Source organism: Streptomyces flavofungini (assembly GCF_014650815.1).
In the GTDB taxonomy this organism is placed as follows: domain Bacteria; phylum Actinomycetota; class Actinomycetes; order Streptomycetales; family Streptomycetaceae; genus Streptomyces; species Streptomyces flavofungini.
The window spans coordinates 170,036-189,625 of the sequence record NZ_BMVR01000017.1 but is presented as its reverse complement, the minus strand read 5'-3'; the positions used below and the strand labels follow the sequence as shown (position 1 = coordinate 189,625).

17 protein-coding genes and 2 pseudogenes are annotated in these 19,590 nt (G+C 69.9%); 12 read left to right on the top strand and 7 right to left on the bottom strand.

The window, feature by feature from the left end; all coding sequences use genetic code 11:
* Nucleotides 1–58 precede the first annotated feature (58 nt).
* Complete coding sequence (locus IE274_RS33980) at nt 59–580, top strand: hypothetical protein (RefSeq protein ID WP_190119811.1); 522 nt, start codon at nt 59–61, stop codon at nt 578–580.
* Between the two features lie 119 nt (nt 581–699).
* Here the strand turns inward: IE274_RS33980 and IE274_RS33975 are convergent, their stop codons facing one another.
* Nucleotides 700–1,164 (bottom strand): Rossmann-fold NAD(P)-binding domain-containing protein, encoded by a 465-nt coding sequence (locus tag IE274_RS33975; RefSeq protein WP_229909986.1) that lies wholly within the window; start codon nt 1,162–1,164, stop codon nt 700–702.
* A gap of 190 nt (nt 1,165–1,354) precedes the next feature.
* Here IE274_RS33975 and IE274_RS33970 point away from each other — a divergent pair, with 190 nt between their 5' ends.
* The 6 genes and pseudogenes from IE274_RS33970 to IE274_RS40140 all read left to right on the top strand — a co-directional run bounded on the left by IE274_RS33970 (nt 1,355) and on the right by IE274_RS40140 (nt 11,445).
* A complete protein-coding gene (locus IE274_RS33970; protein ID WP_372447291.1) occupies nt 1,355–3,106 on the top strand; it encodes a chitinase in 1,752 nt (583 codons plus the stop codon).
* Between the two features lie 753 nt (nt 3,107–3,859).
* Entirely contained in the window at nt 3,860–4,753 is an 894-nt protein-coding gene (locus IE274_RS33965) for a universal stress protein (RefSeq protein ID WP_190119778.1), read from the top strand.
* A gap of 329 nt (nt 4,754–5,082) precedes the next feature.
* Nucleotides 5,083–7,767: a pyruvate, phosphate dikinase gene (gene ppdK / locus IE274_RS33960; protein WP_190119777.1), complete on the top strand. Its 2,685-nt coding sequence runs from the start codon at nt 5,083–5,085 to the stop codon at nt 7,765–7,767.
* Nucleotides 7,768–7,971: 204 nt separating this feature from the next.
* The gene (adhE, locus tag IE274_RS33955; protein ID WP_190119776.1) at nt 7,972–10,629 is read left to right on the top strand and encodes a bifunctional acetaldehyde-CoA/alcohol dehydrogenase; all 2,658 of its coding nucleotides are present in this window, start codon (nt 7,972–7,974) and stop codon (nt 10,627–10,629) included.
* 114 nt (nt 10,630–10,743) lie between these two features.
* Nucleotides 10,744–10,989: pseudogene (locus tag IE274_RS40255) on the top strand (helix-turn-helix domain-containing protein); the annotation flags it as partial.
* A 333-nt stretch (nt 10,990–11,322) separates the two neighbouring features.
* Nucleotides 11,323–11,445: a hypothetical protein gene (locus IE274_RS40140; protein WP_268255600.1), complete on the top strand. Its 123-nt coding sequence runs from the start codon at nt 11,323–11,325 to the stop codon at nt 11,443–11,445.
* A 75-nt stretch (nt 11,446–11,520) separates the two neighbouring features.
* Here the strand turns inward: IE274_RS40140 and IE274_RS33940 are convergent, their stop codons facing one another.
* Nucleotides 11,521–12,018 carry a DinB family protein gene (locus IE274_RS33940; protein ID WP_190119775.1) on the bottom strand — a complete coding sequence of 166 codons (498 nt, stop codon included), beginning with the start codon at nt 12,016–12,018 and terminating at the stop codon, nt 11,521–11,523.
* Between the two features lie 47 nt (nt 12,019–12,065).
* A protein-coding gene (locus tag IE274_RS33935) for an IS5 family transposase (RefSeq protein ID WP_190119807.1) occupies nt 12,066–12,874 on the bottom strand; the annotation gives its coding sequence in 2 pieces (ribosomal slippage) (nt 12,066–12,535 and nt 12,535–12,874; 810 coding nt in all).
* 165 nt (nt 12,875–13,039) lie between these two features.
* On the opposite strand from IE274_RS33935, the gene IE274_RS33930 reads away from it, so the two are divergent.
* Both IE274_RS33930 and IE274_RS33925 read left to right on the top strand, forming a co-directional pair.
* Complete coding sequence (locus IE274_RS33930; RefSeq protein WP_229909985.1) at nt 13,040–13,309, top strand: hypothetical protein; 270 nt, start codon at nt 13,040–13,042, stop codon at nt 13,307–13,309.
* A 398-nt stretch (nt 13,310–13,707) separates the two neighbouring features.
* Nucleotides 13,708–14,537, top strand: a protein-coding gene (locus tag IE274_RS33925) for an IS5 family transposase (protein ID WP_229909990.1) whose coding sequence is annotated in 2 segments (ribosomal slippage) — nt 13,708–14,013 and nt 14,016–14,537 — 828 coding nt in all. Because the reading frame shifts where the segments join, the coding sequence is not laid out codon by codon here.
* A gap of 7 nt (nt 14,538–14,544) precedes the next feature.
* On the opposite strand, the gene IE274_RS33920 is transcribed toward IE274_RS33925, so the two are convergent.
* Nucleotides 14,545–14,922: a hypothetical protein gene (locus IE274_RS33920; RefSeq protein WP_190119774.1), complete on the bottom strand. Its 378-nt coding sequence runs from the start codon at nt 14,920–14,922 to the stop codon at nt 14,545–14,547.
* A gap of 158 nt (nt 14,923–15,080) precedes the next feature.
* Nucleotides 15,081–16,455, bottom strand: a pseudogene (locus tag IE274_RS33915) (NAD(P)-binding domain-containing protein).
* A gap of 100 nt (nt 16,456–16,555) precedes the next feature.
* Here IE274_RS33915 and IE274_RS33910 point away from each other — a divergent pair.
* Complete coding sequence (locus IE274_RS33910) at nt 16,556–16,924, top strand: ArsR/SmtB family transcription factor (protein ID WP_190119773.1); 369 nt, start codon at nt 16,556–16,558, stop codon at nt 16,922–16,924.
* Nucleotides 16,925–16,981: 57 nt separating this feature from the next.
* Here IE274_RS33910 and arsB read toward each other — a convergent pair whose 3' ends face one another.
* Nucleotides 16,982–18,076: an ACR3 family arsenite efflux transporter gene (gene arsB, locus IE274_RS33905; RefSeq protein WP_190119772.1), complete on the bottom strand. Its 1,095-nt coding sequence runs from the start codon at nt 18,074–18,076 to the stop codon at nt 16,982–16,984.
* Nucleotides 18,076–18,387, bottom strand: a complete 312-nt coding sequence (locus tag IE274_RS33900; RefSeq protein WP_190119771.1) for an ArsR/SmtB family transcription factor — start codon at nt 18,385–18,387, stop codon at nt 18,076–18,078. The genes arsB and IE274_RS33900 overlap by 1 nt, the downstream gene beginning before the upstream one ends.
* Before the next feature lie 74 nt (nt 18,388–18,461).
* Between IE274_RS33900 and IE274_RS33895 the strand changes: the two genes are divergently transcribed.
* Together IE274_RS33895 and IE274_RS33890 are read left to right on the top strand one after the other, a co-directional pair.
* Nucleotides 18,462–19,100 (top strand): arsenate reductase/protein-tyrosine-phosphatase family protein, encoded by a 639-nt coding sequence (locus tag IE274_RS33895; protein ID WP_190119770.1) that lies wholly within the window; start codon nt 18,462–18,464, stop codon nt 19,098–19,100.
* 50 nt (nt 19,101–19,150) lie between these two features.
* Complete coding sequence (locus IE274_RS33890) at nt 19,151–19,570, top strand: arsenate reductase ArsC (RefSeq protein ID WP_190119769.1); 420 nt, start codon at nt 19,151–19,153, stop codon at nt 19,568–19,570.
* The last annotated feature ends 20 nt before the right edge of the window (nt 19,571–19,590 follow it).

Genomic DNA, 19,590 nt, shown 5'->3' with positions numbered 1-19,590 from the left:
TGCGGTCGGAAGGGGACGCGGCGCCGGCGCAGTTTCCACTCAAGGACGGAGACCTCGTATGAGGCACAAGCTCGCCGTATCCCTCGGCGCGGCGTCACTGAGCACGGCAGTCATGCTGGGCGCGGCACCCACTGCTCCCGCGGCACCGGCTTCGGATCGAGTCGGGACCTCCGCGCCGGCTCCGGCAGGGGGTGAGGTCAAGGCTCCCTGGGCGGGCTACGCATCGGACGCCTCGCCTGCCCACCTGACGGGTCAGGGTCCGGACCGGGCCGGTGTGCGGCCTGCGGGCCAGCAGTCGGTGTCGGGCCAGGCTGAACCCCGTGCGAGCATCCCGTGGAAGAAGCGCGGGAGCGGGAAGGTACGCGGCTGCGCGCGGCACGGGAAGCTGAACACCTGGGGCTATACCGACAAGCTCACCCTCAAGAACACGTGCGGCCGCAAGTTCACCTATCACCTGGAGATCAAGCGCAATCCGGACCGGTGCGTGACCGTGAAGAAGCACAAGTCCAAGAAGGTGACCTGGAGCTACCCGGGAAAGCTGGTGAAGGTCCGCAACGGCCGGGTTGGCGGCAGGTGCTGACCTGACCGTCGAGGCGCGCGGGTCCGGACACGAAGGGGGATGTCCGGGCCCGCTTCGTGCGTCCCGCGCTCCGCGCACCAACCCGGCGCCGCCTCCGAGCCGACACACACTCGGACCTCTCATCGACCGCCGTGACTGGGGGACTTCGACGAGTCAGGTTCAGCAGGAGTGCTGCCACGCCGACGGCAACGTCCCGGGGGGGCGACGGTCAGCAGTGGCCGGTCTGCGGCGTTCGCCATGGAGAACGCCCCTCGCTCTGCCATCGGCTGGGCCTGACGGAGCAAGTTCTCCACGAAGAACGGCAGAGCCAGTGCCCGGTAGGGCACGCCGCTGCCCTCCATCAGCTCATCCATGGCCAGCGCGGCCGACAGGAGCCCGACCTCGCCCTCGTACCCGAGGCCCAGGGAGGTGATGCCCACCCTCCGTACGCCCCGGCTCGCGGCTTCCTGGGAGGCACTCCGGGTGAACCCCAGGTCGTAGTGCCTGGCGCGGTCAGCATCGCGGAAACCGGCCGGGCGCGTCGGTCGCGCCGAGTTCGGCGAGCAGCCGGTAGTGGTGATCGCCGGATGCGTCGCCCCGCTCATGGCCCACCTCCTGGCCGACCTCGCGGTCGAGGTGCTGGGGATGACGGTGGCCACGGCCGTCGAGTGCTCCGCTGCAGGTTCGCCTCTCCAGAGGTCTTGACAACTCGATTGGTCTGGACCAACTTGGCGCGCAACAGCGGTGGCCACCGTCGTCGCTTACGTGCTTCACCTCTCTCCCAGGAGGCACCCCGTGGACCGTGTGCGCCAGGACAGACCCGGCGTCCGCCGGAGAATCAGCGCGGCGATGGCCGTCGGTGCGGCCGCCGCGCTCGCCGTCACCGCGCTCGCCGCGCCCGCACAGTCGGCGGACACCAACGCGGCCGACACCAAGGCCGCGAGCACCACAGCGGCGGACGTCAACGTCGCCAAGAACGCCGGGTTCGAGGCGGACCTGAGCAACTGGACGTGCGCCGCGAACAGCGGTGCCGCCGTCACGTCCCCCGTGCACGGCGGCGCGAAGGCGCTCAAGGCCACCCCGTCCGGCCAGGGCACCGCCGAGTGCTCCCAGATCGTCGCGGTGAAGCCGAACTCGACGTACAAGCTGAGCAGTTGGGTGCAGGGCAGTTACGCCTACCTCGGCGCCCGCGGCACCGGTACCACCGACGTGTCGACCTGGACGCCGGGCACCTCGTCCTGGCAGCAGCTCTCCACCAGCTTCACCACCGGCGCGAACACCACCTCGGTCACCGTGTACACACACGGCTGGTACGGGCAGAGCGCGTACTACGTGGACGACGTGAGCGTCTTCGGACCCGACGGGGGCGGCGGCACCGACCCGGTCGAGATACCGCCCGTCCCGGCCGGCCTCGCGGCGGGCACGACGACGCCCACGTCGGTGGACCTGTCCTGGACACCGTCGTCCACGGCGACGGGGTACACCGTCTACCGCGACGGCACGAAGGTCGCCTCGGCCAGTGGCGCTTCCACGACCGTCACCGGCCTCACGCCGGAGACCACGTACAGCTTCCAGGTGAGCGCCTCGAACGGGGCGGGCGAGTCGGCGAAGTCGACGGCGGTGTCCGTACGGACACCCAAGGGCGACGGTGGCGGCGACGGCACCGTGCCCCGGCACGCGGTGACCGGCTACTGGCAGAACTTCAACAACGGCGCGACCGTGCAGAAGCTGCGGGACGTGTCCTCGCAGTACGACATCATCGCCGTGTCGTTCGCCGATGCCACCACCACTCCGGGGCAGATCACCTTCAATCTGGACCCGGCCGTCGGCTACGCCTCCACCGCCGATTTCAAGGCGGACATCGCCGCGAAGAAGGCCGCGGGCAAGTCCGTGATCCTCTCGGTCGGCGGCGAGAAGGGCACCATCTCCGTCAACAGCGACGCCTCCGCGACGGCATTCGCCAACAGCGCCTACGCGCTGATGCAGGAGTACGGGTTCAACGGCGTCGACATCGACCTGGAGAACGGCATCAACCCCACCTACATGTCGAAGGCGCTGCGCCAGCTCTCGGCGAAGGCGGGCCCGAAGCTGGCTCTCACGATGGCACCGCAGACCATCGACATGCAATCCACGTCCGGTGGGTACTTCCAGACGGCGCTGAACGTGAAGGACATCCTCACGGTCGTCAACATGCAGTACTACAACAGCGGTTCGATGCTCGGCTGTGACGGCAAGGTCTACAGCCAGGGCAGCGTGGACTTCCTGACCGCGCTCGCCTGCATCCAGTTGGAGGGCGGCCTCGACCCGTCGCAGGTCGGGATCGGCGTCCCGGCGTCGACGCGCGGCGCGGGCAGCGGTTACGTCGCCCCGTCAGTCGTGAACAACGCCCTCGACTGCTTGACCCGCGGCACCGGCTGCGGCTCCTTCAAGCCGTCGAAGACGTACCCGTCGCTGCGCGGCGCCATGACGTGGTCGACGAACTGGGACGCGACGGCGGGCCACGCGTGGTCGAACGCCGTCGGCCCGAAGGTGCACAGCCTTCCCTAGCGAACGAACGACCCGCAGGGGCGGACGGACCGAACACGGTCCGTCCGCCCCTGCGGGCATGTGCGGGCCGGGCCGCCCCGGTCTCCGGGGCGGCAGTCGCCGGACGTGGCGAGGCAACGCGCCCCCTGTCATGGCGGTCGGGAATGGGTGCAGCTCCTCTCCGGTGAGGTTGCTGATCAGGCGGTGAGTTGGCAGTTGGCCTGGTCGTGCCGGGGTGGAGCCTTCGCTGCCCGGTGTGGACGTGGAAGTCCCAGTACGCCGGGAGGTCCTCGTTGCTGATGACGGTGCGGAGGATGAGGAGGGCTTCGGCTCCGGGGACGCAGCACCCACGCGAGCCCGCACACCGACGGCCGTCGGCGGAGTGTCCGCCCGGTCACCATCCGTGCGGACACACGGCCGGTTGCGCTCCCGCACGCTCCCGGCCGTCGCCACGACGGTGCCGCCTCCGCGTGACGTCCCCGGCAGGGCACCCCACGGCAGCCGAAATGAACAGTTGCCGTGCATCACCTGCCGCCCTGGAAGGAGCCAGGAAGCCTTCCGCCCACGTCCATTCTCTCGCCCTGCGAACAGGACGAGAGAGGCCACCCAGCCCACCACACGACGCCGAAGGTCCCTTTCCCGTTGAGGTCTGCGGCATCAAGGCCAGGTTCGGGACCATCGGCCCCTTCAACCCCGGGCCCGGCACGACGAGGCTCGGAAGACCGCCGGCCCGCCGGTGCACGGCCCGCGCGACTCAGGACCAGGGAGGTCTTCATGATTCGTACCGTCACCGCCGGCCTGGACGGCTCCCCCGAAAGCCTGGCCGCCGCCGAGTGGGCCGCCCGAGAAGCCCAGCGCCGCGGCCTCGCCCTGCGTCTCGTACAGGCCTGGGTCTGGCGTCCGCAGGACGTGCCCGTCACAGAGGACCTGGACATGCAGAAGAGCTGGGCCCTCACCGTCCTGCAAGAAGCCAAGGATCTGCTGCGCGATCGGCACCCGGGCCTGAACGTCAGCACACATCTCGTCCCCGACCCGGCCCCGGCCGTCCTGTTGGCCGAGGCGGAGGCAGCCGAGCTGCTCGTGCTGGGATCCAGTGGCCACGGGGCCGTCGCGGGATTCCTGCTGGGCTCCGTCGGACAGCAGGTTCTGGCCCGGGCGACGCACCCGGTAGTCATGGTGCGGACCGACCAGCGCCCGGCCCAAGAGCGAGGCGGCGCCGAAACGGAGCACGACACCGGCGAAGTGGTCGTCGGCCTGCAGGATCCAAGCGAGATTCCTCCACCACTCCTTGAATTCGCGTTCAGCACGGCCGGCGCCCGGGGAGCCACACTGCACGCGGTCCACGCACCCGACCTGCCGCCGCTGTACGGATACGGCCCTGCTGTCGGACGGCTGGCCGCGCGGCAGGGCGGGATCACGGGGCAGGCGGAGAGGGCACTGACAGACTCCTTGAAGCCATGGCGTGAGACGTACCCTCAGGTGCCGGTGACCCACACCGTGGAGCTGTCACATGCTTCCGGCGTCGTCCTCTCAGCCACTACGCGGGCCGGCCTGGTGGTGGTCGGCCGCAAGGTGCACCGCCGCACGCTCGGCATGCGCATCGGACCGGTCGCGCATGCCGTGCTGCACCACTCCGCCGCGCCTGTCGCCGTTGTCCCGCACGACTGACGCCCTCCCTACAGCGCGCCCAGGGACCGGTCTCCACCTGCCCGGGGACCGAACGGCCCCACTTCCGAGCCCATTCAGTACCTGCCGCAGCACGAAGACTCGATCAACACTGGAACCACGGGCGCGCTCACCATCCGACGCGCAGCCTTGGCACGGTATGGCACACGCGCAACGACCGCCACGGACTCAGCACGCGTGGCCGTCGAGGACTGCCCGGTCCGGTCTCGCCGCGCACCCGCGTACGCCCACTGGGTCGCACCGCGCGGCGAGCAACCTCAGCCCGGCCGCTCCCCCATCACACCGGAAGCCGGAAGGAAGTGCACACCGTCATGGTCCAGTACGTGTACGAGTTCTCCGAGGGCGGTCGCGACATGGCCGACCTGCTGGGCGGCAAGGGCGCCAACCTGGCCGAGATGACGCGGATGGGCCTGCCCGTGCCGCCGGGCTTCACCGTGACGACTGAGGCCTGCCGCGCCTTCCTCGCCACGGGAACCGAGCCGGACGGCCTGACCGAGGAGATCGCCGCACACCTCACCGCCCTGGAGCAGTCGGCCGGGCGCCGGCTCGGGCAGCCGGACGATCCGCTGCTGCTGTCCGTCCGGTCAGGAGCACGCTTCTCCATGCCGGGCATGATGGAGACGATCCTCGACATCGGGCTCACCGACGACTCCGTACGAGGGCTGGCCAAGGTGTCCGGGAGCGAACGCTTCGCCTGGGACTCCTACCGACGCCTCGTGCAGATGTTCGGCAGTACTGTCATGGGCGTCGCCCCGGAGCTGTTCGAGGCGGCCATCGCCCGTCTCAAGGACTCCCTGAACGCCCCGGACGACCTGCGGCTGGACGCGTCGGACCTCGCCCGCCTCGTCGAGACGTACAAGAACCTCATCAGCGGCGAGACCGGCGAGGACTTCCCGCAGGATCCCACCGAACAACTGCACCGGTCGGTCCGTGCCGTCTTCGAGTCCTGGAACGGACAACGGGCACGCCTGTACCGCCGGCGCGAACACATCCCCGACACGCTGGGCACCGCGGTCAACGTACAGCGCATGGTCTTCGGCAACCTCGGCCCCGACTCCGGCAGCGGGGTCGCCTTCACCCGCGATCCGGCCACCGGACACCGCCGTCCTTACGGCGACTATCTCCCGAACGCGCAGGGCGAGGACGTCGTCGCGGGCATCCGCAACACCGTCCCGCTGACCGACCTCGGACGCCTCGACCCCACGTCGTACACCCAACTGTGCGACCGCCTGGGGACGTTGGAAGCCCACTACCGGGACCTGTGCGACATCGAGTTCACCATCGAGCGGGGCACCCTGTGGATGCTCCAGACCCGGGTGGGCAAACGCACCGCCGAGGCCGCGTTCACCCTCGCCGCCGAGCTCGCCGACGAGGGTCTGATCACCGCCGACGAGGCACTGGCCCGCGTCAGCGGCGACGACGCCGCCCGGCTGATGTTCCCGCGGTTCGACACAGCTGCCGTCGGAGACGCGCTGGCGCACGGCATCCCGGCCTCGCCGGGCGCTGCCGTCGGCGCCGCGGTGTTCGACTGCGCCGAGGCCGTCCGTCGCGCCGCCGCCGGGCAGAAGGTCGTCCTGGTACGGCAGGAGACCACGCCGGACGATCTGCCCGGCATGGTGGCGGCCCAGGCGGTGCTCACCAGCCGGGGCGGGAAGACGAGCCACGCGGCCGTGGTCGCCCGCGGCATGGGCAAGGTCTGTGTGTGCGGCGCCGAAGACCTCGCCATCGACCTGCAGGGGCGCCGCTGCATCGCGGGCGGCATCACCGTCGAGGAGGGCACGGTCATCTCCGTCGACGGCTCCACGGGCACCGTGTACGCCGGGGCGGCACCGCTGGTCGACTCCGCGGTCATGCGGTACTTCGAGACGGGTGAGCGCTCCGGCGACCTGGTCGACGCCGTTGCCCGTGCCCTCGACCGGGCCGACGGCGTACGGCGCCTGGGGGTCCGGGCGAACGCCGACACCCCCGAGGACGCCGCCCGTGCCCGCCGGTTCGGTGCCGAGGGGATCGGGCTCTGCCGCACCGAGCACATGTTCCTCGGCGACCGCCGGAAGCTGGTCGAGGCGATGATCCTCGCCCACACCGACGCCGACCGTGTACGCGCGCTCGACGCGCTCCTGCCTCTGCAGCGCAAGGACTTCGTCGGCATTCTGGAGGCGATGGACGGCCTGCCGGTCACCATCCGCCTCCTCGACCCGCCGTTGCACGAGTTCCTGCCCGACCGCACCGAACTGGCCGTCCGCATCGCCACCGCCGAGGCCCGGGGCACCCCTCCCAGCACCCACGACACCGAACTCCTGGAAGCCGTGAACCGGATGCACGAGGAGAACCCGATGCTCGGCCTGCGCGGCGTGCGCCTCGGCCTGGTGGCACCGGGCCTGGTCGCCATGCAGGTCCGCGCCATCGCCGAAGCGGTCGTGGAACGCAAGCGCGCGGGCGGTGATCCCCGGGCGGAGATCATGGTCCCGCTGATCGACGCGGTGGAAGAACTGCGCCTGGTGCGCGAGGAAGTGGAGGAGACGCTCGCCGCTGTCTCCGAGACTTCGGGCATGGCCGTCCACTGCCCGGTCGGCACCATGATCGAGCTCCCCAGGGCCGCCCTGACGGCAGGCCGGATCGCGCAGGAGGCGGCGTTCTTCTCCTTCGGCACGAACGACCTCACCCAGACCACCTGGGGCTTCTCCCGTGACGACGTCGAGGCTGCGTTCTTCTCCGCCTACCTGGACAAGGGCATCTTCAAGGTGTCCCCGTTCGAGACGATCGACCCCGAGGGCGTGGGCCGACTCGTCCGGATCGCCGTCGCCGAAGGCCGTGCGGCGCGGCCCGACCTGAAGATCGGGGTCTGCGGTGAGCACGGCGGCGACCCCGCCTCGGTCCACTTCTTCCATAACGCGGGCCTGGACTATGTCTCCTGCTCCCCGTTCCGGGTCCCCGTGGCCCGCCTCGAGGCCGGGCGCGCCGCACTCATCGATACGGAGACGTCCGACAGCAGGTGACGGACCCGGCTGCGGGCCGGTGCCGAAGGAGGGCCGTCCGGCCCGGCCTGCCGTTACCTGTCGGCCCCGCCCGCGGTGCCCAACGGCACTTGGGCCCCCGCAGGTCGCACGCGACGCTCATGGTGGCGGCCCCGGACCCGAAGTGCCGGAATCCCCGCCCCACCCACCGCGTGGCCTCAGCTCTCGACGACGGAGGAACCTTTCATGACCGCACACGACGAGCGTCCCGGAACCAGTCCCGCCGTCGAGACAACCACGGACACCGCTGTCGCGGTGGACCGGCTGGTGACGGCCGGGCTCAAGGCACTCGCCGACTACGAGTCCCTGACCCAGGAACAGGTCGACCACATCGTGAGCAAGGCCTCGGTCGCCGCCCTGGACCAGCACACCGCGCTGGCCCGGCTCGCGGTGACGGAGACCGGCCGCGGCGTGTTCGAGGACAAGGCCGTCAAGAACATGTTCGCCTGCGAGCACGTCGCGCACAGCATGGGCCCGATGAAGACCGTCGGTGTGATCGCCCGCGACGACCTCGAGGACATCGTCGAGATCGCGGAGCCGGTGGGCGTGGTGTGCGCGATCACCCCCGTCACCAACCCCACCTCCACGACCATCTTCAAGGCACTCCTTGCCCTGAAGACACGCAACCCGATCGTCTTCGCCTTTCACCCGGCCGCCCAGCGGTGCAGTGCCGAGGCGGCCCGGGTCGTACGCGACGCGGCGGTCGCCGCGGGCGCGCCGGAACACTGCGTCCAGTGGATCGGGGCACCGTCCATCGAGGCCACAGACACCCTGATGCGCCACCCGGGCGTCGCGCTGATCCTCGCCACCGGCGGCAATTCCATGGTCAAGGCCGCCTATTCGGCCGGCAAGCCCGCCCTTGGAGTGGGCGCGGGCAACGTACCCGCGTACGTCCACAAGAGCGCGCAACTACCCCGGGCCGTCAACGACCTGGTGCTGTCCAAGGCGTTCGACAACGGCATGATCTGCGCCTCCGAGCAGGCCGTCATCCTGGACGACGAGATCTACGACGCTGCCCTGGCGGAGTTCCGCACCCTGCACGCCCACCTGGCCACCGCCGAGGAGAAGGCGAAGCTGGAGGCGTACCTCTTCCCCGTCGGCGCCGCGGGCTCGGGCTGCGAGCCCAAGGTCAACTCCGCGGCCGTCGGCCAGGGCCCGGCATGGATCGCCCGGCAGGCCGGCTTCGCCGTTCCCGACGACACTTCGCTCATCCTCGTCGAGGCCGACGGCGTCGGCCGGGACGAGCCACTCACGCGCGAGAAGCTCTGCCCGGTGCTCACCGTTCTGCGTGCCGACTCGGAGCAGCAGGGCTTCGCGCTGGCCGCGGACATGATCGCCTTCCACGGCCAGGGCCACAGCGCCGTCATCCACACCGGCGACCCGGCACTGGCGGAGGCCTACGGCAGGCACGTGAAGACCGTTCGGATCATCGTCAACGCCCCCTCGTCGCAGGGCGCCATCGGCGGCATCTACAACAACCTGCTGCCGTCGCTGACGCTGGGCTGCGGCTCGTGGGGCAGCACGTCGGTGTCCAACAACGTCTCCGCCGTCCAACTGCTGAACATCAAGCGCCTCACTACACGCCGCAACAACATGCAGTGGTTCAAGGTCCCGCCGAAGATCTACTTCGAGCCGCAGGCCATCCGCTACCTCGCGGACATGCCGGACGTCCACCGCGTCACCGTCGTCACCGACGCGACCATGACCCGCCTCGGCTTCGTCGACCGTGTCACACGCGTCCTGCAGCGGCGCCGCGAGCCGGTCACCGTCCAGGTCATCGACGACGTCCAGCCGGAGCCCAGCATCGACTCCGTGCAGCACGGGGCCCGCCTCATGCGGGACTTCCGCCCGGACACCATCATCGCGCTCGGCGGCGGCTCGCCCATGGACGCCGCCAAGGTGATGTGGCTGCTGTACGAGCAGCCGGAGGTCGACTTCGCCGACATGCGGCACAAGTTCTCCGACATCCGCAAGCGTGCCTTCCGCTTCCCCGTCCTCGGTGCCCTCGCCCGTCTGGTGTGCGTGCCCACCACCTCCGGCACCGGCGCCGAGGTCACGCCTTTCGCGGTGATATCCGATCCGGCCACCGGCAAGAAGTACCCGTTGGCCGACTACGCCCTCACACCCAGCGTGGCCATCGTCGACCCCCTGCTCGCCGCCCAACTGCCTCCGGCGCTGGCCGCGGACAGCGGCTTCGACGCTCTCACCCACGCGATCGAGGCATACGTGTCGGTGTACGCCAACGACTTCACCGACGGCCTGGCCCTGCACGCGATCCGGATGGTCTTCGAGAACATCGAAGCGGCGGTGAACGAGCGGGCGGACCGGCCGCAGGCCCGCGAGAAGATGCACAACGCCGGCACCATCGCGGGCATGGCGTTCGGCAACGCCTTCCTCGGCATCGTCCACGCCATGTCCCACACGCTGGGCGCCACCTTCCATGTCGCGCACGGCCGTACCAACGCGATCCTGCTGCCCCACGTCATCCGCTACAACGGCACCGTCCCCTCCAAGCTCACGGGCTGGCCGAAGTACGAGAACTACCGCGCACCCGAACGCTTCCAGGACGTGGCCCGCACGCTCGGCCTGCCCGCGGCCACCCCGCGGGAGGGTGTGGAATCGCTGGCGCGCGCCGTGGAACGCCTGCGCGACGCCGTGGGCATCGAGCCGTCGTTCAAGTCGCTCGGCGTCGACGAGCGCACCTTCCTCGACGCCCTCCCCCAACAGGCACTCAACGCCTACGAGGACCAGTGCGCGCCCGCCAACCCCCGCATGCCGATGCTCGACGACATGCAGGGGATGATGCGTGCGGCCTTCTACGGGACGGACACCGGGCACCTGTAGGGCAACGGCAGACAGGTGTCCCCGATGAATCAGACCCTAGTGCTGCGTTCCCGTGTGGGCGGGTAGATGTGCTGGTGGCGGGATGGTGCGGATGCTCGGGGTGGGTGCTGAGCGATGGTGTTGTGGGCGCGGCCCGGCCTCGACGAGGAAGAGCAGAGGGTCGTGAATCGGCTGATCCGGGCCCGGAAGGTCCCCCGTGATCTGGCGGTCCGGGCCCGGATGGTGCAGCCGAGTTGGTCTGGTCAGCGGGTGCCGGCGATCGCCGAGGAGTTGGGGTGCAGTCCCAAGACAGTGCGGCGCTGGCTGCACCGCTTCAACCGGACAGGAGTTGCGGGTCTTGATGACCTGGGCGGGCAGGGCCGCAAACGCCGGATCACCGAGCGGGACCGTTCGCGGATCATCGCGTCGGTCAAGAGCTCCCGCCGGGCGGCTGCGCTGGGAGCCTGTCGACGAGCTGTCGGCGCCGGACGAGTTGGGGCCGGCGGAGTGGACGCTGGACACGCTGGCTGTCGCGGCTCGGTCCGAGGGCATCCGGGTCGGCCGCTCGCAGGTGCGTCGGATTCTCTTGGCCGAGAGGGTGCGGTGGTGCCGGCCTCGTTCCTGGACGCGTTCAGCCGACCCGGACTTCGTCCCAAAAGGACGCGAATCATCGTTCTGCACACCGCCCCGCCACCCGACGCGACGGTGATCTGCGTGGACGAGCTCGGGCTGGTGATCCCGCGGGCCTTTCCGCCCGCGCCGGGCTGGTCGTCGGATGGGCACCGGATCAAGTCCGAACTCGACTACGGCCGAGGCCCGGAGAAGACGCGGGTCTAACTGATCGATTCAGAATGGGTTGAACTCTGGACCTCGCTCGGCGATCTTGGTCGGCGGAGCCGAGCGGCTCTCCCGTCAAGTGAGAACCAACCTCTGCCTGCCGTCGATGAGTTCGCGCACGACGTCCAAGTGGCCGGCGTGGGTGGCCGTCTCGGTGATCACGTGTAGGACGACTTCGCGCAAGTTGTCGAGGCGCCAGTTGCCGAAGAAGTCCGGCCACCAGCTCGGGGCCGCGTTTAGGTCGGCGTCGGCCAGGAAGGTGTCGGCGAGCTCCCCTTCCCTCCGGTAGAGAGCGAAGACCTCCTCGGCTGTCTTCTCCGGGGCGGGCTGCCACGCGTTCTCCCCGGCCCCGAGGATCTCCTCGATCGCCGCTTGCTCCCCCGCAGCAACCGCCCGGAACCAGAACTTCTCGTCGTCCAGTGCGAGATGGTGCACCAGCCCAAGGCATGTCCAGCCGGACGGTAGAACCGGGCGCCGCAGCGCCTCCTCGTCCAGGCCCTCCAGGATGTCCAGGACGTGCCTGCGCTTACTGTTCAGGACGCTGAGCAGCGTCGTCAGTTCAGTGTCAACCATGGGCCGGACCCTATGCGGTCCCACTGACATCCAGCTCACTGAGCGTTTCAGGATGCCGTTCGGAGCCGTCGGAGGCAGATGACGCCACAGGCGAGTTCAAGGAGGCCCTGGTGGAGGTCGGCGCGCCGCTCGTAGCGGGTACGGTGTCGCTTGAACTGGTGCAGCCAGGCGAATGCGCGCTCAACGACCCAGTGCACCTTGCCCAGTCCGGAACCGTGTGCGACGCCTCGTCGGGCGATCAGCGGCTTGATGCCGCGCTTCCACAGCAGGCGGCGGTACTTGTCGAAGTCGTAGCCCCGGTCGGCGTACAGGCGTCGGGGCCTGCGGCGGGGCCGTCCGCGCAGGCCCCGGATCAGCGGGACGGCGTCCAGCAGAGGCAGCAACTGGGTGACGTCGTGGCGGATCCCACCGGCGAGCGTCACGGCGAGCGGGGTTCCGAGGCGGTCGACAATCAGGTGATGCTTGGAGCCAGGGCGGCCGCGGTCGACGGGCGAGGGGCCGACGTGATCCCCCCTTTGAGGGCTCGGACATGGGACCCGTCCACAGCGCAATCGTCCAGATCCAGAAGGTCCGCACGACGCAGTTCGCTCAGCAGGGCGGCGTGCAGGCGAGGCCAGACGGCTGCCTCGGTCCAGTCCCGCAGTCGGCGCCAGGCCGTGACTCCAGCGCAGCCCACGCTCTCGGCAGTGACGTCGCGCCAGGCGACACCGGTCCGCAGCACGTACATGATGCCGGCCAGGGCCGCGCGGTCCGGAACACGCGGGCGCCCGGGGTGACGGCGGCGCCGTGCGGGAGCGGGCGGCAACAACGGAACCACCCGCTCCCACAGGTCGTCGGAAACAAGATCAGCACGCACCCGGACACAGTGCCGACCAAGCTCGCCACGCGCAGTACCCACGGCTCAACCCATTCTGAAACGATCAGTAAGGCGGGCTGTGGATCCGCGACGGCATCGAGGTCACGATGACCGCGCCGTCCCGCAGCAGCGTCTGCTACCAACAGTTTCTGGAGCTCGTGGAACATGCCGACCCGACGGGGCGATCTGGATCGTCACCGACAACCTCTCCGCCCACCGCAGCGTGTCCACCCGAGCCTGGCTGGAAACCACGCGCGCATTCATCATGCCTTCATCCCGGTCGGCGCCTGCTGGCTCAACCTGCAGGAAGGCTGGTGGCGGCTGTTCCGCAGGGCGGCCCTGTCCGGTCGTTCCTTCTGCAATCCCGGCGACATCTCCTATGCCACCGAGCTGGCCACTGCCCAGCTCAACGCCCGTGCCCGCCCCTGGATCTAGGGGCGCCCAGCCCCTCCCACCCGCACACGCAGACGTCGCTATGAGTACATCCTTTGAGGAACGCAGCACTAGGACTGGGCAACTTCCTCAACTCTGGTTCAAGGCGGCCCGCTCCGCGCCCCGCGCGTGGCCCGGCCCTCGGCCGTGCTCACGCTCTTCTCCGCCCCGCTCCAACCCAGCCAGCGCTCGTGCCGCGCACTCAGCAACCAGCCCCTTACCGTAGAAGGGGCGCGTCGGGACTGGGGCGGTCGGCTCCACGGCACGCCTGAGTGCTGTATAGCCGAGTAGTCGTCCGCTCGTACAAGTGCCCTCAGTCCCGCCGCGGGACTAGAGCGTGTCTCTTTGATCGGTTGGTCAGTTGATCGGATGTGTCCGTCCGGTTAGTGATCACTGATGCGATGTGGGGCCGGATCGAGCCGCTGATGCCGGCCGATCCGGTCCGCGGTCGGCGGTGGGCCGATCACCGCCGAACCTTGGAGGCCATCGCCTGGAAGTACCGCACCTGCTCTCCCTGGCGTGACCTGCCGGACGAGCTCGGCTCATTCCAGACCGCCCATAAACGGCTGATCAGGTGGGCCGTGGACGGCACCTGGGAACGAATCCTCGCCGCAGTCCTGTCAGCAGCGGACGGCAGTGACGACGTCGGCTGGACCGTGTCGGTGGACTCCACGGTCTGCCGGGCCCACCAGCATTCCGCCGGAGCCAGGAAAAAAGGGCTCCAGGCCGGGCCGAGCCCGACGATCACGCGCTCGGGAGGTCCCGAGGCGGCCTGAGCACGAAGGTCCACCTCGCTAGCGACAGCCATGCCCGGCCGCTGGCCCTCCGCGTCACCACAGGCCAAGCGGGCGATGCCCCGGCCTTCGAGGCCGTCATGGCTGCCATCCGCGTTCCGCGAGGCCGGCCCGGACGACCAAGGACCCGGCCGAACACCATCCTGGCGGACCGCGCGTACTCATCCCGCGCGATCCGAAGTCACCTCCGCCGACGCGGGATCCGCGCTGTCATCCCCCAGCCCTCCGACCAGATAGGCCACCGTCTGAGGCGAGGTCGCGTCGGCGGCCGCCCGCCCGCCTTCGACGCCGAGGCGTACAAGCAGCGCAACACGGTCGAACGATGCATCAACCGGCTCAAGCAATGGCGCGGCCTGGCCATGCGAACGGACAAGCTCGCCATCGTCTACCAGGCCGCACTTCACCTTGCCGCGATCCTTATCTGGGCCCGGCGATAGGAAGCTGTCAGCGATCGACGCCCCAACACGCGTCCGCGGGCCACGAGCCCGTGCCGACGATGTGCTCCACGAGTCTGAATGCCTCACCGATGGGCACAGTTTCCCGGTTTGGGTACTCGTCGTGCTGCCCGTTGGACAGGACGAACCCGTCGCTCGACGCCTCAGCTCCGGGGTCCACAGCATGCTCGCCGGGATCGCCCTCCTCTTCGAGCAGCATCACCATCGCGCGCTCGGTGTTCGTCGCGAAGGCCAGCGACCGCCCGGACGAACTGATCAGCCACGTCTCAAGCTGCCCGCTGTCGATCCTCGATCGAAGAGCCTCCAGCACCACCTCGGACGACACTGGGACAGGGCTGTCGTCATTGATCACCCAGGACTCGGTCACGAGCACGACGATCTCACGCGCGGATCTAAGAGACAGTGCCTAGCGTCCAGCGACCGTCTGGCGCCCGATGCGGAGGGCCTGAGCGGTCATGGCACACCACTGTGCTCGTCGTGCCGGTACCGGGCTGGATGGGCGGCCTGCTCACGGATGAGCGATGGTCAACAGCCAGCGGAGGCAGTAGGAGTACCGCCGGTCTGGAGTGTGGCCGGGGCTGCGCAGCACCCGCCGCTCTCACCGTTCCGCTCGGCGGGGAGCTCGGCCGGGAGCTCGTCGAACAGCCCGGCACCCCCGCACACGCCGGTCTCCGGCAGGGTCAACTCGACGCGCTCAGCGGCTTCCTGGTCTCCGGCCAAGGCGGCGGCGATGGAGCGGGTCTGCTCGTACCCGGTCATGGCGAGGAAAGTGGGGGCGCGGCCGTAGGACTTCATGCCGACCAGGTACACGTCCCTCTCGGGGTGGGACAGTTCCTTCACACCGTGGGGGTAGACGGTGCCGCAGGAATGGACGTTGGGGTCGATCAGCGGTGCCAGTTCGACGGGGGCCTGGAGGCGTTCGTCCAGGCCGAGGCGGACCTCGGAGAGGAAGGACAGGTCGGGGCGGAAGCCGGTGAGCACGATGGCCTCGTCGACCGGCTCCAGGCGGCGCCCGTCCTGATCCACCAGCACCAGACGGTCCTCGCTGTCGCGCTCGACGGCCTCGGTGCGGAAGCCGGTCACGACGGATGCGTGCCCGCTGTCGACGGCGGCCTTGGCGCGCAGGCCGAGGGCTCCGCGGGCAGGGAGTTGGTCGGCTTCACCGCCGCCGAAGGTGTTCTCACCGATGGAGCGGCGCAGGATCCACACCGCGTGCGTGCCCGGCTCCTCCTGGGCGAGGTCGGCCAAGCAGGGCAAGGGCGGTGAAGGCGGAGGCTCCAGAGCCGACCACGGCGGTGCGCTTGCCCGCGTAGCGGGCGCGGACGGGCGCCTCCCTGAGGTCGGGGACGCGGTAGGAGATCCGGTCGGCGGCCTGCCTCTCGCCGAGGGCGGGCAGCCCGTTGCCGCCCAGCGGGCCGGGGGTGGTCCAGGTGCCGGAGGCGTCGATGACCGCGCGGGCGAGGAAGCGCTCCTCGGTGCCGTCGGCGGTGGTGACATGGACGGCGAAGGGCTGGTCGTCACGGCCGGAGTCCACCATGCGGTCCCGCCCGGCACGAGCCGCGCCGGTGACGGTGGTGCCGTAGCGGACCCGGTCGCCGAGGGTGTCGGCGAGGGGCTGCAGATACCGCTCGGTCCAGTCTCCGCCGGTCGGGTAGGTGGCGCCGTCGGGGCGGTTCCAGCCGGTGGGTGCGAGGAGCTTCTCGGCGGCGGGGTCGATGAGCTCGGCCCAGGTGGAGAACAGGCGCACGTGCGCCCACTCGCGCACCGCGGCCCCGGCAGCGGGGCCGGATTCCAGGACCAGCGGTTCGATGCCGCGCTCGACGAGATGGGCCGCGGCAGCCAGCCCGACGGGACCGGCGCCGATCACCACGGTGGGCAGGGGGGCAGTGCTCTCGGTCATCGCGAACTCCAGGTCATCGGATACCGCCGAACCCTCTGATTCGACGTCTGTCGATGCAGGAAAGCTTGCACCTTGTTTCGATGCACGTCAACATAGACATATGTCGAATTCGAGTGTGACGGTGCTGCCCCTGGCGGACGAGGCAGTGGCGCCGTGCTGCCCGCCGCTGACCGAACGGCCGCTGGACGCGGAAGAGGCCGAGCGGGCGGCGCAGATGTTCAAGGCCCTCGGCGATCCCGTGCGACTGCGGCTGTTCTCCCTGGTCGCCTCGCACGAGGGCGGGGAGGCGTGTGTGTGCGACATCTCAGACGTCGGCGTCTCGCAGCCGACCGTCTCCCATCACCTGAAGAAGCTCAAGGAGGCCGGACTGCTCACCTCCGAGCGGCGCGGGACCTGGGTGTACTACCGGGTCGCCCCCAGCGTGCTGGCCGCCATGGGCCGGTTGCTGACCGCTCGCGCCCGGACCTGAACGAGCTCGGCGGGGCGCCCGATCAGCCCGGGCGCCCCGCCTTCGCCGCTCGTTCCGCTAGGCGGCGGAGGTGAACTTCCGCCGCCAGCCCAGCGAGACGTACACGAGCGCGACCAGGACGGGCACTTCGATGAGCGGGCCGACCACTCCGGAGAGGGCCTGGCCCGAGGTGACACCGAAGGTGGCGATGGCCACCGCGATGGCCAGCTCGAAGTTGTTGCCCGCCGCGGTGAACGCCAGCGTCGCGGTGCGGTCGTAGGCCAGGCCGATGGCCTTGCCGAGGGCGAAGGTGCCGAACCACATCAGCGCGAAGTACACCAGCAGGGGCAGCGCGATGCGGGCCACGTCCAGCGGCTGCGAGGTGATCGTCTTCCCCTGCAGGGCGAAGAGGACGACGATCGTGAACAGCAGCCCGTACAGCGCCCACGGCCCGATCCGCGGCAGGAAGCGCCGCTCGTACATCTCGCGGCCGAGCTTCCTCTCCCCCAGGCGGCGGGTGAGAAACCCGGCGAGCAGGGGGACGCCGAGGAAGATGACCACGTTCAGCGCGATCTTCCACATCGAGATGTCCAGGTGCTCACCCTCGCCCAGACCCAGCCAGCCGGGCAGCAGGTCGAGGTAGAGCCAGCCGAGCAGGCCGAACGCCAGGACCTGGAAGACCGAGTTCAGCGCCACCAGGACGGCGGCGGCCTCGCGGTCGCCGCAGGCCAGGTCGTTCCAGATGATCACCATGGCGATGCAGCGCGCGAGCCCGACGACGATCAGCCCGGTGCGGTACTCGGGCAGGTCCGCGAGGAAGATCCACGCCAGCGCGAACATCACCGCCGGGCCGATGAGCCAGTTGACGACCAACGAGGAGGCCATCAGCCTGCGGTCTCCGGTGACGGCGTCGAGCCTGTCGTAACGGACCTTCGCGAGGACCGGGTACATCATGACCAGCAGGCCGAGGGCGATCGGCAGGGAGATGCCGCCGATCTCCACCTTGGCGAGGGCGTCGTTCAGGCCGGGGATCAGCCGGCCCAGGCCGAGGCCGAGGGCCATCGCGGCGAGGATCCACACGGCGAGGAAGCGGTCGAGGGTGGAGAGCTTCGCGACGACCCCCGCCTCCTGGCCCACCGCCGCTCCGGTCGTAGCGGGTTCGGCGCTCGTCATCAGCAGGGCCGCTTCCGGCCGGTCTCGACCGTCTCCCGCGCGGCCGTCGCCAGTTCACCGAAGGAGGCGGCCAGGGCGTCGAGGACCTCGGGCTTGAGCTTGTAGTAGATGAACCGGCCGCACGGCTCGGTGTCCACCACGCCCGCCTCGCGCAGCACCTTCATGTGGTTGGAGAGATTGGTCTGCTTCGCGCCGGTCTCGGCGACCAGGTGCGTGGTGCACAGCGTCTCGTGGGCGAGCAGGGTCACGATCTTCAGCCTGAGCGGGTCGGCGAGCACCCGCAACAGTTCAGTGTCGACTGACGTCAGCATGGGCTGATACTGTCACATCATTCGAGAGTGACACCAGTCCAGGCTGAACCGTGGAGCCCGCCGAAGGGGTTCTCATGACCGCTCCCACGCCGCCCGCCCTGCCCGACACCCGTCTCGCCACCGGCGCCGCCCGCCTGGCCACCCGGCACTCCGGCCACTTCTCGGCCGAGACCGTCCAGTCCCTGATCGCCGACTCCTACGCGCAGCTCGCCGAGACCGCCCACGTGCGCACACACCTCGTAATGCTCGCCGAGCGCCTGGCCGCCGACCGCCTCGATGCTCTCGCCCACGTCCATCGGGCACCGGGCAGCGGACTGCCTCGCGTGCTCTTCGTGTGCAGCCACAACGCCGGACGCTCCCAGCTCGCCGCCGCCCTGCTCGCCCACCGCGCGGCAGACCTCGTGCAGGTCTCCTCCGCGGGCACCACACCGGTCGCCGAAGTCGAGCCCTTCGTGGCCCAGGTCCTCACCGAAGCCGGCGTCGACCTCGCCGACGCCTTCCCCAAACCGCTGACCGACGAGGTCGTCCAGGCCGCCGACATCGTCATCACCATGGGCTGCGGCGACGCATGCCCGATCGTCCCCGGCCGCCGCTACCTGGACTGGCCCGTCCCCGACCCCGAAGGCGCACCGATCGCCGTCGTACGCCGGATCCGCGATGCCATCGACGCCCATGTCGCCGACCTGCTCGCCACCCTGCCGGGCAGCACTTGAACTCCCGGGCCCGGCAACGCCCGTTGATCCCCGCCACGAAGGAAGAACCGATGTCCCCCACCCCTGCCGCGTCCGTCCTGTTCGTCTGCGTGCACAACGCCGGACGCTCGCAGATGGCCGCCGGATTCCTCTCCCACCTCGCGGGCGACCGCATCGAGGTCCGCTCCGCCGGCTCCCTGCCCGCGGACCAGGTCAACCCGGCCGCCATCGAAGCGATGAAGGAAGTCGGCATCGACCTCACCACCGCCGCACCCAAAATCCTCACCACCGAGGCCGTCCAGGCCTCCGACTACGTCATCAGCATGGGCTGCGGCGACGCCTGCCCGGTCTTCCCCGGCAAGACCTACCTCGACTGGCCCCTGGAAGACCCCGCGGGCAAGGGCGTCGACGCCGTCCGCCCCATCCGCGACAAGATCCGCTCCCAGGTCATGTCGCTGATCGCTGACATCGACAGCCGGGCGAAGCCGTAGGAAGGGGCGCCGGCCTGCGG